General features: G+C 60.3%; 11 protein-coding genes and 1 tRNA gene. 6 read left to right on the top strand and 6 right to left on the bottom strand.

Going from position 1 to position 14281, the window contains the following annotated elements:
• The first annotated feature begins 121 nt into the window (after window positions 1-121).
• The gene (locus EEQ99_RS20490; RefSeq protein ID WP_047617273.1) at window positions 122-1021 is read left to right on the top strand and encodes a GntR family transcriptional regulator; all 900 of its coding nucleotides are present in this window, start codon (window positions 122-124) and stop codon (window positions 1019-1021) included.
• 82 nt (window positions 1022-1103) lie between these two features.
• On the opposite strand, the gene EEQ99_RS20485 is transcribed toward EEQ99_RS20490, so the two are convergent.
• Window positions 1104-1781, bottom strand: coding sequence for a DJ-1/PfpI family protein (locus EEQ99_RS20485; protein WP_127431052.1), 678 nt, complete (start codon window positions 1779-1781; stop codon window positions 1104-1106).
• Between the two features lie 74 nt (window positions 1782-1855).
• Between EEQ99_RS20485 and EEQ99_RS20480 the strand changes: the two genes are divergently transcribed.
• Both EEQ99_RS20480 and EEQ99_RS20475 read left to right on the top strand, forming a co-directional pair.
• The gene (locus tag EEQ99_RS20480) at window positions 1856-2821 is read left to right on the top strand and encodes a GlxA family transcriptional regulator (RefSeq protein ID WP_097543248.1); all 966 of its coding nucleotides are present in this window, start codon (window positions 1856-1858) and stop codon (window positions 2819-2821) included.
• A 66-nt stretch (window positions 2822-2887) separates the two neighbouring features.
• Window positions 2888-4885, top strand: coding sequence for an ABC transporter ATP-binding protein/permease (locus EEQ99_RS20475; RefSeq protein ID WP_127430991.1), 1998 nt, complete (start codon window positions 2888-2890; stop codon window positions 4883-4885).
• Between the two features lie 22 nt (window positions 4886-4907).
• Here the strand turns inward: EEQ99_RS20475 and EEQ99_RS20470 are convergent, their stop codons facing one another.
• Window positions 4908-5369: a MarR family winged helix-turn-helix transcriptional regulator gene (locus EEQ99_RS20470; RefSeq protein WP_028757469.1), complete on the bottom strand. Its 462-nt coding sequence runs from the start codon at window positions 5367-5369 to the stop codon at window positions 4908-4910.
• Between the two features lie 127 nt (window positions 5370-5496).
• On the opposite strand from EEQ99_RS20470, the gene EEQ99_RS20465 reads away from it, so the two are divergent.
• The gene (locus EEQ99_RS20465; RefSeq protein ID WP_028757468.1) at window positions 5497-5874 is read left to right on the top strand and encodes a nuclear transport factor 2 family protein; all 378 of its coding nucleotides are present in this window, start codon (window positions 5497-5499) and stop codon (window positions 5872-5874) included.
• 149 nt (window positions 5875-6023) lie between these two features.
• On the opposite strand, the gene EEQ99_RS20460 is transcribed toward EEQ99_RS20465, so the two are convergent.
• Complete coding sequence (locus EEQ99_RS20460; protein WP_028757467.1) at window positions 6024-7514, bottom strand: MDR family MFS transporter; 1491 nt, start codon at window positions 7512-7514, stop codon at window positions 6024-6026.
• 418 nt (window positions 7515-7932) lie between these two features.
• On the opposite strand from EEQ99_RS20460, the gene EEQ99_RS20455 reads away from it, so the two are divergent.
• The gene (locus tag EEQ99_RS20455; RefSeq protein WP_127430990.1) at window positions 7933-10035 is read left to right on the top strand and encodes an OTU domain-containing protein; all 2103 of its coding nucleotides are present in this window, start codon (window positions 7933-7935) and stop codon (window positions 10033-10035) included.
• 502 nt (window positions 10036-10537) lie between these two features.
• On the opposite strand, the gene EEQ99_RS20445 is transcribed toward EEQ99_RS20455, so the two are convergent.
• Together EEQ99_RS20445 and EEQ99_RS20440 are read right to left on the bottom strand one after the other, a co-directional pair.
• Window positions 10538-10613: transfer RNA gene (locus EEQ99_RS20445), tRNA-Thr, on the bottom strand.
• A 122-nt stretch (window positions 10614-10735) separates the two neighbouring features.
• Window positions 10736-11695: an NAD(P)H-dependent flavin oxidoreductase gene (locus EEQ99_RS20440; RefSeq protein WP_028757465.1), complete on the bottom strand. Its 960-nt coding sequence runs from the start codon at window positions 11693-11695 to the stop codon at window positions 10736-10738.
• Window positions 11696-11982: 287 nt separating this feature from the next.
• Here EEQ99_RS20440 and EEQ99_RS20435 point away from each other — a divergent pair, with 287 nt between their 5' ends.
• Window positions 11983-13170 (top strand): regulator, encoded by a 1188-nt coding sequence (locus EEQ99_RS20435; protein ID WP_127430988.1) that lies wholly within the window; start codon window positions 11983-11985, stop codon window positions 13168-13170.
• A gap of 19 nt (window positions 13171-13189) precedes the next feature.
• On the opposite strand, the gene ppk2 is transcribed toward EEQ99_RS20435, so the two are convergent.
• Window positions 13190-14071, bottom strand: a complete 882-nt coding sequence (gene ppk2, locus EEQ99_RS20430) for a polyphosphate kinase 2 (protein ID WP_028756992.1) — start codon at window positions 14069-14071, stop codon at window positions 13190-13192.
• Between the last annotated feature and the right edge of the window lie 210 nt (window positions 14072-14281).

Below are 14281 nucleotides of genomic sequence, written 5' to 3'. Positions count from 1 at the left end.
CGAGGGAGGCAATGAGCCGCAGGCGACCGGAAATAAGCTAAAGGTCGTTTGAACAAGCCCCGGTCCGCTCTGTCCTGCTGTGAAGCGGGAAGGCGCTCACGAGGGCGGAAAGCGGGGTCTGGTGGCACGGCAGAATACGGTCTTCAAGGAAGCCTACAATAGGTATGCTGCAGCCTTGCGCACGGATACCGCACTGCCCTCGGAGCCGGAGATCGCCGCCCAGCTCGGCGTCAGCCGCTCGACGGCGCGCGCCATCCTGACGCGGCTCAGCGAAGAAGGCATCATCCGCTGGAACAAGCGCCAGAAGATCGTGCTGCGCCAGCCGACGGACCGCGACCTCTTTCCCTCGGAAGAAACCGATTCCCTGCACGACATCATCGAGCGCAGCTTCATGCAGCGCATCCTTGCCGATGATGCAGCACCCGGCATGCAGATCAACGAATTGGAGCTAGCTCGCGAGATCGGCACCGGCACAACCAGCGTGCGTGAATTCCTGATCCGCTTCTCCCGCTTCGGCCTCATCGAGAAACGGCCGAACAGCCACTGGACGCTCAAGGGCTTCACCCGCGAATTCGCCCTCGAGCTCGCCGATGTGCGCGAGATGTTCGAGCTGCACTCCGCCGCCGAATTCGGCCGGCTTCCGCGCGATCACCAGGCCTGGATCGATCTCGCCGCCATGCGCGATGAACATCACGCCATGCTTGCCGACATCAACCAGCGTTTCAAGGACTTCTCCGTCCTCGACGAGCGCTTCCACCTGTTGATCCATCGCGCCTCGAAAAACCGCTTCATCGCCGATTTCTACGACGCCATCGCCATCGTTTTCCACTATCACTACCAGTGGAACAAGACCGCCGCCCGCCAGCGCAACGAACGCGCCATCCACGAACATCTGGATTATATCGCAGCCCTGGAATCCGGCGACCAGGCGGCAATCGAAACCGCCTGCCGCGCGCATCTGCACTCCGCCCGCCAGACCCTGCTGCAATCCCTGCCGCAGATTGCCAGTGAAACTGCGTGAGGCGGGGAGAGTTATTCCGGGAAAAGTGCCGCATTGGGTGCCTGCAAAAACCGGCCGGCGTCTTCAGCTGCTCAATTCCCTTTCAAATATCTCCCGGCAATTGCGACAATATCCTTTCGCGCGCGGCGCGCGATGCGGAAAGGCGCTGCCTCGTATCTCCCAGCACTTTTGCTGAAGCTTCCTTCGGCGTGCCGGAAGAAAATGGTGGCGCGGGAGCATATTCCAGAGCGAGCTGGACCGTTTCGGCTTCTGTCTGCCCCAGAAGCTCGCCAATCACGGATAGTCCGAAATCGATGCCCGAGGTGACACCGCCTGCGGTGATCAGGTTGCCATCCTGTACGACTCGCTCCTCGACGGGCGTGGCGCCAAAGCGCGGCAGGAAATCGAGCGCATTCCAGTGGGTCGTCGCGCGTTTTCCCTTGAGCAACCCCGCCGCCCCCAGCACCAGCGCGCCCGTGCAGACAGACGTGACGTAGCGCGCCTTCACCGCCCGCTCCCGAACAAAAGCGAGCACCATCTCGTCGAGCAACAATGCGTTGATACCGCTTCCGCCCGGAATGCAGAGAACGTCGAGTGGCGGGCATTCCGCAAAGGTCGTGGTCGGCGTCAAAGACAGCCGGGTAGAGGCCAGAACGGGCCGCAAATCCTTCCAGATCAGATGAACCTCTGTGCCTTCAGCCGAGGCGAAAGCCTCGTAAGGGCCGGTGAGGTCGAGTTGCTGAACATCGGGGAAGACGAGGATTCCGAAAGAAAGAGGCATGGGGAAACTCCTGATTGACTTTCCCAATCCTAGTGGAGCAATGATTGGCGTGTTTGCCAATCATCCCTCCGTTCATGCCAAATAACCCTCGCCGTATCGAAATCCTGACCTTCCCCGACAGCCAGCTTCTTGATGTGGCAGGCCCTTTGCAGGTCTTTGCAACGGCAAACGATCTGGCTGCGCTTGCTGACAAAGCGAGGCCCTATGAGACTGTCGTGGTGGCGCAATGCGCTCAGGTAAGAACATCGTCGGGTCTCGCCTTGGCAGCCTCCCCGTTGCCGTCGCCGGATGCGCCGCTGGACACGCTCGTCGTGGCGGGAGGCTGGGGTGTCAATGCGGCTTGTGAAAACCGCGATCTGGTGGAATGGGTCAGAGGCCGCTCAAAGGCGGCGCGGCGCACCGCTTCCGTTTGCAGCGGTGCATTTTTGCTGGCGACAGCAGGATTGCTCGACGGACGGCGTGTCGTCACGCACTGGCAGCGTTGCGCTGAATTCACAAAACGCTTTCCGTTGGTGCGCCTCGATCCTGACCCCATTTTTGTTAGTGATGGCGACATGTGGACATCCGCCGGCGTGACAGCGGGCATCGACCTTGCCTTGGCGCTCATCGAGATCGACCTGGGTCGGAAGGCGGCGCTCGCTGTCGGGAGGCAGTTGGTGGTTTTTCTGAAGCGGCCGGGCGGACAGTCGCAATTCAGCACGGCCCTCTCACTGCAGGAAAATGACGGGCGTTTCGACCAACTGCACGCATGGATCATGGAAAACTTGAGCCGCCCATTGCCGCTGGCGGCTCTTGCCGCACGGGTCAACATGAGCTCGCGCAGTTTTTCGCGGCATTATCGGCAGGTAACAGGGCTGACGCCGGCCCGGGCGATCGAAGACATCAGGATCGAAACCGCCCGACGCTTGCTGGATGAAGGCCAGTCTGTTGCCCGGGTCTCCAGGCGTTGTGGCTTCGGATCGGAGGAAACCATGAGAAGGGCCTTCCTGCGCCACTTCGGTACCAGTCCGAAAGCCTACCGCGAGCGGTTTGCCGGGTAGACGCCGGATACCATCCTCGGTACCGGCATCATGAAACCTTTTGATTTGTAAGCCGTTATCGCTGACATGACCGACGCTAAATTGAAACCGAAATCGGTCGACGGCACCGAGCCGGACGGTGCCGAGAAGTCGCGCCAGGAGAAGGCATCGACTGTCGAAGTCGCGCTGCCGCCAGATGCCATCCAACCCGATCCGGAGCTAACGCCTGAAGAGACCGAGCAGGCGCGCAAGCGCTATTTGCTGAAACGTTTCTGGATCAGCGCGCGCCGTTACTGGAGCCGCGATGGCGACAAGTTCGCTTGGCCCTTCTCGATCGGGCTATTGGCCCTGATCGGCATGAATGTCGGCTTCCAGTACGGAATCAATCTGTGGAACCGCGGGATATTCGACGCCATAGAGCGGCACGATGCGGGCACCGTCTATTTCCTGAGCGCTGTATTCGTGCCGCTCGTGCTTGGAACTGTGGCTATTGTCACTGTACAAGTCGCCGTTCGCATGATGATCCAGCGTCGGTGGCGTTCCTGGCTGACAAGCGCAGTCATCGCGCGCTGGCTCGCAAACGGCCGTTACTATCAGTTGAATCTCATCGGCGGCGACCACAAGAACCCCGAAGCGCGCATTTCCGAGGATTTGCGGATTGCCACCGAAGCACCCGTCGATTTCATCGCCGGTGTCATTTCCGCATTTCTGGCGGCCTCGACCTTCATCGTCGTGCTCTGGACGATCGGCGGGGCTCTCACTCTGCCGATCGCAGGTTGGACCGTCACCATTCCCGGCTTTCTCGTCATCACTGCGGTCCTTTACGCCGCGATCACCTCCAGCTCGATGGCGGTCATCGGCCGCTATTTCGTCCACGTCTCCGAGGCGAAAAATCAAGCAGAAGCCGAGTTTCGCTACACGCTGACGCATGTGCGGGAAAACGGCGAGAGCATCGCCTTGCTCGGCGGCGAAGAGGAGGAGCGTAATGACCTCGATAAGACCTTCGCCAATGTGCTCAGGCAATGGGCGCTCCTTGCCCGCCAGCACATGCGCACGACGCTTGTGTCGCATGGATCCATGCTGATTGCGCCAGTCGTCCCGGTCCTGCTGTGCGCGCCAAAATTTCTCGAAGGCAGCATGACGCTGGGACAGGTCATGCAGGCTGCCTCTGCCTTCGCCATCGTTCAGGGGGCGTTCGGCTGGCTTGTTGATAACTATCCGCGTCTTGCCGATTGGAACGCCTGTGCACGGCGCATCGCCTCGCTGATGATGTCGCTCGACGGGCTGGAGCGCGCCGAACAGAGCGACTCGCTCGGGCGCATCAAGCATGGTGAAACCGAAGGCGAGGCGATGCTCAGCCTCAACGATCTCTCCGTATCGCTTGACGATGGCACCGCCGTGGTCACGGAAACGCGGGTCGAGATCGAGCCCGGCGAACGGGTGCTTGTGGCCGGCGAATCCGGGTCCGGCAAGAGCACGCTGGTGCGGGCGATCTCAGGTCTCTGGCCGTGGGGAAGCGGCAGCGTCAATTTCCACGCCGACAGACGATTGTTCATGCTGCCGCAACGACCCTATATCCCGTCCGGCACGCTTCGCCGTGCCGTCGCCTATCCCGGCGCCGCCGACAGCTGGACGCTGGATAAGATCAAGGCGGCCCTCGACAAGGTCGGGCTCGATTATCTCAACGACAAGATCGAGGAAGAGGCGCCCTGGGACCAGACGCTGTCGGGCGGCGAAAAGCAGCGTCTCGCCTTTGCGCGCCTGCTGCTCCACCATCCCGATATCATCGTGCTGGATGAAGCAACCTCGGCACTCGATGAGAAGAGCCAGGATAAGATGATGCATATGGTGATCGATGAATTGCCCGACGTGACCATCATCAGCGTCGCGCATCGGGCTGAACTGGAGGCCTTCCATAGCCGCAAGATCACGCTCGAGCGGCGCAAGGGCGGCGCAAAGCTTGTCAGCGATATCGATCTCATCCCGCGCAGGCGAAAACCGAACCTGCTTGTACGGGTTTTGAAGAACCCATCCGTGCTGAAAGACGGCACGAGTTCGCATAAGGACAGCACAGTCCCAGAATAGAAATTCTCCGCCTGGCCAAAACTCAGCAATCGCCTGACGCCGACTCTGCGCTCGCCATCTGATCCAGATTGTCGATCAGCCGCTTGAGCAGACCGACAAGTTGTCCTGCTTCCGCGTCGGTGAACCCGGCCAATGCCTCTTCATTCCCCTGGAACAAGGCCGCAATCGCCTCCGGCATGCCGTCCCGCGCGGCCTTGGCCAGCACGATGCGGCTGCTGCGACCATCAGCCGGGTCGCGTGTCCGCTCGATCAAGCCATCCCGCTCCATGCGGGCGAGCATCTGCGCCATCGGCGGTTGCTCGACCCTGGCAAAGCGGGCGAGATCGCGCTGCGTGCTTGCCTTGCCATCTTGCAGCGCCACCAGCACAGGCAATTGGCCGACACCGAAGCCGAGCGGTTTGAGGCGTGTTTCGCTCAAGCGCGCAAATCCGCGCGCCGCAAGACTGATGAGATGCCCCGGCGTCGAAAGCACGTCTTCATCCATTCCGCTTGACCTCTTGCCTGCGCTTGATCATAAGATATATACGTACATATGTATATTGATGCGCGGCATTCGGCAATATCGTTTGATGCCGCCAAGCTGATCTTTCAAACTCCATTGAGGAAATGACATGTCCAACAATGACGTCGAAATGCTCAAGCGCGTCTATGCCGGCTTCAACGCCAGGGACATCGACGCTGTCCTCGCCGTCCTTTCCGACGATGTCGCCTGGGCCAACGGCATGGATGGCGGCCATGTTCATGGTCGTGAGGCCGTGCGCGACTATTGGACACGCCAATGGGCTGTCATCAGTCCACATGTCGAGCCGGTCGCCTTTGCGGAAACGGACGATGGCACTGTGGCTGTCGAGGTGATCCAGTTGGTCTTTGACCTCGACGGCCGGCCGCTGGAAGGGCAAAGCCACGGCCTGAAGGACAAGACCGTCACGCATATCTTTCGCATCGAAGGCGACAAGATCGTCCGCTTCGATATTCGGGATGCCCTGTAAGGAACTATGCCGGAGGTTCGCTCCGGGCGCGTTGCGGCCGCCATGTCCGGAAAATCACCTCTGCATTTCGAGACAATCTCGTCGACAACGAGATTCAGGAGACGTGCGAAGCGGTTTGCCCGGAGCCCTTCCGTGAATAACTGAACCGCCTAATGCGAGGCCGCCTCGCTTGCGACAGCCGCCCCCTCGCGCTTCCGGCCGGGCCCGACCGGGATCAGCCAGGTGGTGAAGAAGGTCAGCACCGCGACGACGACCACGCCCCAGAAGCTCCAGTGCAGCGCCGCATTGAAGACGGCGCGGATGGCCGGATCGGCGGCGAGCGCCGAAAGCCCGGTCGGCTGGTTCAGCGCCTCATGCAGGCCCGCCGCCGCCTCGCCGCTCGCATAGTGATTGATGCCGGCATTGAGGATGGCGCCGAGCACGGTGGCGCCGAGCGTATTGCCGAGGCTGCGGGCAAAGATGATCGAGGCGGTGGCGCTGCCGCGCATCGACCATTCGACGCTGTCCTGCACCAGCACGATGCTGGTGAGGCTGATGAGACCCATGCCGAAGCCCATGAAGAAGGAGCCGGCGCCGGCAATAACAGGCGAACTCTCCGGTGTCAGGAACAGAAGAAAACAGGCGCCGAACGGAAACAGCAGGCTGCCGACACGCAAGGTGCGGCGGATGCCGAAGGCCTTGTAGAAGCGGCTGGAGAGCATCACCGACAGGGGCCAGCCGACAACCAGCATCGTGAGTGTGAAGCCTGCAACGATCGGCGAGCGGCCGAGCACGCCCTGCACATAGATCGGCAGGATTGTCGAAAGCCCGATCAGCGCCATGCCGGCCAGCAGCGTCGCCGCATTGCTGGTCGCGATCAGCCTTCGGCTCCAGAGCGGGATCGAAATGATCGGCTCCGGCGCCCGCTTCTCCTGGGCGAGAAAGAGAAGGCCCGTGACCACGAAGACGGAAAAAAGCGAAATCAGAATCCAGGCGCTGGCATCGGTTTCCGTCAGCATGACGAGCAGTGCGACGATCGAGATCGAAAACAGCACCGATCCGAGGTAGTCGATCTTTGCCTGCTTGTGCGCCACGTCCTCCTTCAGGAAGATCATGAAGGCGATGATCGAGATGATGCCGATCGGCAGGTTGATCCAGAAGATCCAGGCCCAGGAGATGTTGTCGACGATGATGCCGCCGGCCAGCGGCCCGACGACGGCCGAGGTCGCCCAGACGGTCGCCATCGCGCCCTGCACGCGGCCGCGTTCCTCGAGCTTGAAGAGATCGCCGATGATGGTCATCGTCACCGGCTGGATGGCGCCGGCGCCGAGCCCCTGCAGCAGCCGGAACAGCACCAGCGACATCATCGACCAGGCAAGCCCGCAAAGCAGCGAGCCGACGAGGAAGATCAGGATGCCGCCGATCAGCACCGGCTTGCGCCCGAAAATGTCGGAAAGCTTGCCGTAGATAACAGTGGTCGTCGACTGCGCCAGCAGGAAGGCCGAAAACACCCAGCTGTAATAGGAAAAGCCGCCGAGCTGCCCGACGATGCGCGGCATCGCGGTCGCCACAATCGTCGCCTCGATCGCCACCATGAAGGTCGCGAGCATGATGGTGGCGACGATAAGCACGCGGTTCGAGCGTTGCGCTGCATTCGACATGACGATCCTCTTCGGGTGCTCCGCATGGCCGGGAATGTCGGCGGGCTGGCTGAGATGTGGGGCGATGCGCCGCTTGCGGAGTGATGCTGTTCTTTTACGTCCTCACGGCCGAACGGTAAAGCAGCCCGCGCCCGGTTTCTCATGATGGCATTTGTTTTCGCGTCATTTGAAGGAAGGTCGGTCGAAGACGAAGGCCCGGTGCCATTTCGCCCGGGCCTTCGTTCTATCAGGAGGGAGGTGCAACCCGGTGTCGGCCGCAGGGGAAAGCCCAGCGATCCAGAGACACCAAAACCCCAAATGATCAAAAAAATTTCTCTGTCGATCAACTGGTGTAGGAAAGTTAGCTAAATTATGATTTTATATATTGCGAATTTTTCCAATATAAGGCATGACTATATTGAGAACGAAAGAGGGTTTTATGCCGCAGCCGATCCCATCCGAGGTTTTGAAGTATGTTCGGGAGACTGAAAAACTCAGTCAAGCCAACCTAGCCAGTCGGATGCAGACCGTGGCCAGCGTCCTCTCTAAACTTGAAAAGGCCGACGACGCCGAGCCAGAAATTGCCGAACGCTATCTTTCGGCGATTGGGACACCGTTGGCCAATGAAGTCCTCGAATTCTACAATCGAGATTGGAAGCATAGCGCTCCTCCGTCGTACCTGCATCCAAATCGAGAGGAATTGTGGGCAATCGACCATTCCCTGAGCCAACTCAGCGAGTTTGAGCGTAGTCCGCGCAATGACCCTATCCTGAGGGCTCCAATTGATCTTCTACGAGCTGAGCTCTCAGTTGCGGCAAATTATCTGCAGCGCCGAGACCATACTGTGGCATGGATAGGGGATATCGGGGTCGGCAAGACGACGGCTTTGGCGCATGCCGCCGGCCTGCTGGTTGGTGATGGTCGAAGCCAACGGAAGCCGGCCTTCCCTGTTGGTTCTGGCCGTACCACGGTATGCGAGACCGCTATTCGGGTCGCACCGACTTTCGGCATTGCCGTCGATGCCTTGGACGATGACGAGGTTGTTCGATTGACACGTGACCTTGTGACAAGTGTCGCCCCTGACGCATCTGGTGTGGGCATTCCGTCTGAAGTGGCCCGGGTGCTTCGGAACATGTCCGGAATGAAGACATCCACAGTCGAAATAGGGGAAGACGAGTTCCAAAGTATCGATCCGATCGCAGACTTGTTGGAAGGCGGACTTTCTATCGATCAGGCTGTAGATCAGCTCGTCTCGGCGATGCGGCTGCCTGAGCGCCGGGAGCGTCAGCTTGTCTTGCCGGAAGGGAGTGAAGACGGGCTTAGCTGGGTATCAAAGACTGTTTCCCATATCAATAATGGGATGGATGAGCGCTTTGGCGTACCTCGCCGTATCAACGTCCTCATGCCTTCGAGCAATTTGAGTGCAGATGGGCAGATTCTATCCGTTATAGATACCCGGGGTGTTGAGCAGGTTACACAGCGTGAAGATTTGACCGCGCTCCGCGACGATCCGCGAACCTTAGCCGTGCTTTGCACCAAATTTCCAGATGCCCCAAATGCCTCTGTCCAACGCCACCTTCAGGACTCGCAGGAGGCGGGCTCTGATGCTGCCTCTCGGAAGAGGCAATGTATCCTTGTGTTGCCCCGCGGCGATGAGGCATTGCAGGTTCCAGGATTCGATGAGCCTATTTCGTCCCGAGCGCAGGGTTACAGTATCCGGCGAAAGGACGTCGCCCAAGCATTGGTCAAGGCCACACTTCCCGCTACGCCAACCTATTTCTTTGATGCTCATAGTGATGACGCCGACCGCGTGTGGACGTCGCTGCGCGGGCAGATTGCGGAAATGCGCGCTGTCTACGCTGACCGGGTTTCCGCAGCCTCCGCAGGTGTGCAAAATCTCATTCAGAACGTCGATGTCGTGAAGACTGCCGAAGCGCGCCGGGGCATCCAACACTCGGTCGATCGCCTCCTTGAGGATGTCGCGCCGATGCCTACTACTGTCCGCCCGCCACATCAGAACCTCATCGATCAGCTCGCAACCGCCCATCACAGCTCAATTGCAGCGTCCATAGTGCGAGGAGGGGATTGGAGCAATTTCCCGGTCACACATATTCTCGGCAGCGGCGTACGTATTGATGCGAATCTGCGCATTGCGGATCATATTTCCAGGATCAATCATCGATTGGACGACTTTGAGAACGAGTATGGCGAACTGGAGGACGTCGTACAAAGTCTCAAGGCTGTCCGAACCCTCGTTGCAGAGGGGCGACAAGAATTTCTCGCAAGTTGCCTTACGATCGGCCGCGACGCCTATGGTAACTTATTGTCCGCCGAAAGGGACGTGTGGAAGCAGGCGATCGCGCGCTACGGAGAGGGCTCCGGTTACAAGCGTGACCTTGCCGGCATCTGGCGCGAATTTTTTGAGTCCCCGATCCCGGCGTCGACGGTGAAGTCGATCAACTCACGCCTTCGGAAGTCGTGGGAGACTCATGTTTTGGTACCTCTCAAAAGGGCAACTCGCGCCGACGCAGCGGAGGGGTAGCGAATGCATACTTAGGGGATCGAAAGTTCCCTAGATGAAAAAGACGAGACCGCGCCAACGATCTCGTCTCTCGGTTGGTCTGGATGGATTCGCGACACCGTCAAGACTGATCGGCCTCGCGGGACATCCGAGCAAGCACTACGGATTTATCCCTTCGGGCGAACAACATCAACCTGTCGCCGGAGTAAAAACTATGAAGCGTCCTATTGGAACAACCGCCCGCACTGGCGAGACGTGCCCCGAAAGCGGAGTGTGGGAGGTGGTCGGCACCCCATCGACCATCGCACCGATCGCAAAGGGTAACCGCTTTCCGCCTTACCGTGACAAGAGTGTCACTTGGCGGCTCGCTCGCTACGCCTAACGAAGGCCGTGCCCCGGTCGGCATGGTCGGGGCGCGGCGAATGGGGCCGCTAAAGGGCTCTTGATCGGTGGCGACCTGGTGGTGACCCGGTCGTCATCAGTGTAAGCCGCCATAAATTGGGTCGTAGTTTCAAAAGGTTAGTGGTGCCGCTTGCAGGACTCGAACCTGCGACCCCATCATTACGAATGATGTGCTCTACCACCTGAGCTAAAGCGGCATTTCACGGCCGAAGCAAGCGGCCCGCGATTTGCATGGCGCTGATACAGCCATTGTTCGAAGATTTCAAGCACCCTGTCATGGCTTTGGCAAAAAAGAGGGGAGGGGCCGAGAAGGCGCGGTTCAGAGCGCCAGCCGGGCGCGCGCCGCTTTGTATTCGGCCTCCAGCCGGTCGACGAGGTTCGCCACCGGCTCGACGGCCTTGATGGCGCTGATGCCCTGGCCGCTGCCCCAGATGTCCTTCCAGGCCTTGGCGCCGCCGGTTGCCTGCTCGAAATCCATCTTCGAGGGATCGGCGAGCGGCAGGTTGTCGGGGTCCATGCCGGCCGCTACGATCGAGGGCTTGAGGTAATTGCCGTGTATGCCGGTGAAATAGTTGGAATAGACGATATCCCCAGCGGCGCCTTCGACGATCGCCTGCTTGTAGGCGTCTGCGGCGCGCGCCTCTTGCGTGGCGATGAAGGGCGAGCCGATATAGGCCATGTCGGCGCCCATCGCTTCTGCGGCGAGGATCGCGCCGCCGGTGGAAATCGCCCCGGCGAGCAGCAGCGGCCCGTCGAACCACTCGCGGATTTCCTGGATCAGCGCAAAGGGCGACAGCGTGCCGGCATGGCCGCCGGCGCCGGCCGCAACCGCAATCAGCCCGTCGGCCCCCTTGCGGATCGCCGAATGGGCGTGGCGGTTGTTGATGATGTCATGCAGCACGATGCCGCCATAGGAATGCACGGCGGCGTTGACCTCGGGCACGGCGCCGAGCGAGGAGATGACGATCGGCACCTTGTATTTGACGCAGAGCGAGAGGTCATGCTCCAGCCGCTTGTTCGACATGTGGACGATCTGGTTGACGGCAAAGGGGGCCGCCGGCCGCTCCGGATGGGCGGCGTCGTGGCGGGCAAGCTCCTCGGTGATCTCGGCCAGCCATTCGTCGAGCTGGCTTTCCGGCCGGGCGTTCAGCGCCGGAAAGGCGCCGACGACGCCCGCCTTGCATTGCGCCAGCGTCAGCGCCGGATGCGAGATGATGAACAGCGGCGAGCCGATGACCGGCAGTCTCAGTTTATCCCTCAGGATCGCGGGCAGGGCCATGGTTCACCACTTCCATTGACGTTTACGAAAACGTCAATCTCATAACAGAGATGAAAAGGCGATAAAAGAGCGGCTGCCATGCCTTCGTCGATTTCACCCCGAATATATAGGTCTGAGAAGGCTGATAGAATAAGGTCCGCATGTGCTGAAAGCTGCCGATTATCCTCGCCGATCAACCGCGGCCAGGCCTGCAAGGCTTGCGGTTTGCCGCACTTGACGCTACCGAATTTTGAGAGAGAACGGCGGGGATTGCAGTCCGATGCCGAGTTCATGGTGAAGGACTGGATGTGAGCGGATTAGAAACGGCCATCAGAACAGCGCTCGAAAACTCCGATCGCGACAATCCGGAGGTTCGAGCGAGGATCTACCAGTCGGCCCGCCAGGCGCTCGAAGCCGGTCTGCGCAAGCAGGATATCACCGACACCGAGGTCGTTGCCCATCATCGCCATCGCCTGGAAAGCACCATCCACGCCATCGAAAGCGAGGAGCGTGACCGCCTGCATCCCCGCCAGAGGCCGCCTGAGGTGCCCGTGCCGCCGGTCGTGGAAATGCCCGCACCGCCGGTCCACCGCGACGAGGTGGATGATATCGACAGTCCCGCCGTGTCGGGCGAGACCCGCGCCCCCGAAGTGACCTTCGGCCGTCGCGATGAAGCGAGCCTCGACGACGTGCATGCCGGCAGTGGCGATCATCTGGCCGCCGCGCCGGTCGGCGAGGAGCGCCTTGCCCGCGGCCAGCGCGCCACCAACATGGATTTCCGCCCGGAGCGGGCGGCCGGCCGCCGCAAGCCGCGCAAATTCTTTTCGCGGCTGCTCGTCTGGTGCGTGCTGCTGGCCTTTATCGGCATCGGCGCCTGGTGGGCGCATACCTCGGGCCTGCTGTTGACCGCAGCCGAGCGCGACACCAGCGTTGCCAATCCGCCGGCAAGCACCCAGCCCGAGGATTTCACCGGCAATGACGACAGCGCCGGCAATGCGGCCTCTCCCACCGACCAGCCGGTGACCATCGATCCGCAGAACAGTTTTTCGGCCGATTGGATCCCGCTGTTCAAGCCCGAGGACGCCGACAAGATTAAGAGCGGTCCAAAGGCGCGCACCGAAAAGATCGCCGAGAATGACGGCCCCGCCATCCGCCTGATTTCCGAGAGCGGTGCAGCCGATGGCAATATCTCGATCAGCGTGCCGTCATCGGTGCTGCAGCAGCTTGCCGGCAAATCCTCGACGATCGCGCTGACGCTGCAATCGACCACCGACGAGCCGACCCAGGTCACCGTCGAATGCAATTTCCAGTCGCTCGGCAATTGCGCCCGCCATCGCTTCAACGTCACCCGGGAAAAGTCGGATGCGCTGCTGCAGGTGAAGTTCGACCGCTCGCTGGCGCCGAATGCGCCGGGCACGCTGACGATCAACAGCGATCTCGACGGCAAGGCGCGCGGCATCAACCTCTTTGCCATCCGCATCCTGCCGGGGCAGTGAACTCCTATTTCGGAAAGCCTTATTTCAGAAACCCGGACCCCGAGCCGATGATCTCTTCGTCGACCGTGCCGAGCGCCTTTTTATCCTTGCCGTCATAATCCATCGCGTTCAGCATGTGGCGGATCAGTTCGAGGCGGGCGCGCCGCTTGTCGTTGGCGCGGATCACCGTCCAGGGCGCAAAATCCGTATGGGTTTCCTTCAGCATCCGGTTGCGCTTATCGCTGTAATCGCCCCATTTGGTCAGCGCCGCGATGTCCATCGACGACAGTTTCCAGACTTTCAGCGGATCATGGCGGCGGTCGTGGAAGCGCTTGAGCTGCATCTCGCGGCCGATATCGAGATAAAATTTGAAGAAGAAGATGCCCTCATGGGCGATGATCTTTTCGAGCTGCGGCGTCTGCTTGAGAAAATCCTCATATTGCTGCGGCGTGCAGAAACCCATGACCGGCTCGACGCCGGCCCGGTTGTACCAGGAGCGGTCGAACAGCACGAATTCGCCAGCCGTCGGAAACTGTGCGACATAACGCTGGAAATACCATTGCCCCTGCTCGCGCTCGGTGGGCTTGGTCAGCGCCACGACGCGCGCAAGGCGCGGATTCATATGCGCCGAAGAGGCCGAGATCGCACCGCCCTTGCCGGCAGCATCGCGTCCCTCGAACAGCGCCATCACCCGCTTGCCGGTCGCCTGCAGCCAGAACTGCACCTTGACGAGTTCAATCTGCAGCTTTTCCAGCTGCTCCAGATAGTCCTCTTCCTTGAGCTTCTTCTTGTAGGGAAAATCGCCGGATTCCAGTGCGTTTTCCTCCACCCAGTCCGGCAGGACGGGATCGTCGACATCGAAGATGCGTTTCTTTCCGCGGATCTCCAGCTCGACGGCCCTGTTTTCGACGTCCTCGTCCATATGTTCCTCCTCAGCCTGATTGTTCTCTTCCCGCAGGCGAACATAGTTGCCGTTGAAAATCAAATCTTTCGCGGATGGCCGGCACTTTTTCGTCGGTTTCGGTGGCGGCCTTTCGCTTCGGGGCGGCAGCCCGAAAACTTCTGTCATGAATTGCCGCTATCAGGCAGAGTTCCAATATAAAGAAAAACGAATCGACGCCGCGAGGGCACT

It is taken from the genome of Rhizobium anhuiense (assembly GCF_003985145.1).
In the GTDB taxonomy this organism is placed as follows: Bacteria; Pseudomonadota; Alphaproteobacteria; order Rhizobiales; family Rhizobiaceae; genus Rhizobium; species Rhizobium anhuiense.
Note: the sequence above shows the minus strand (reverse complement) of the source record. Positions and strands in the feature narration are given on the sequence as shown.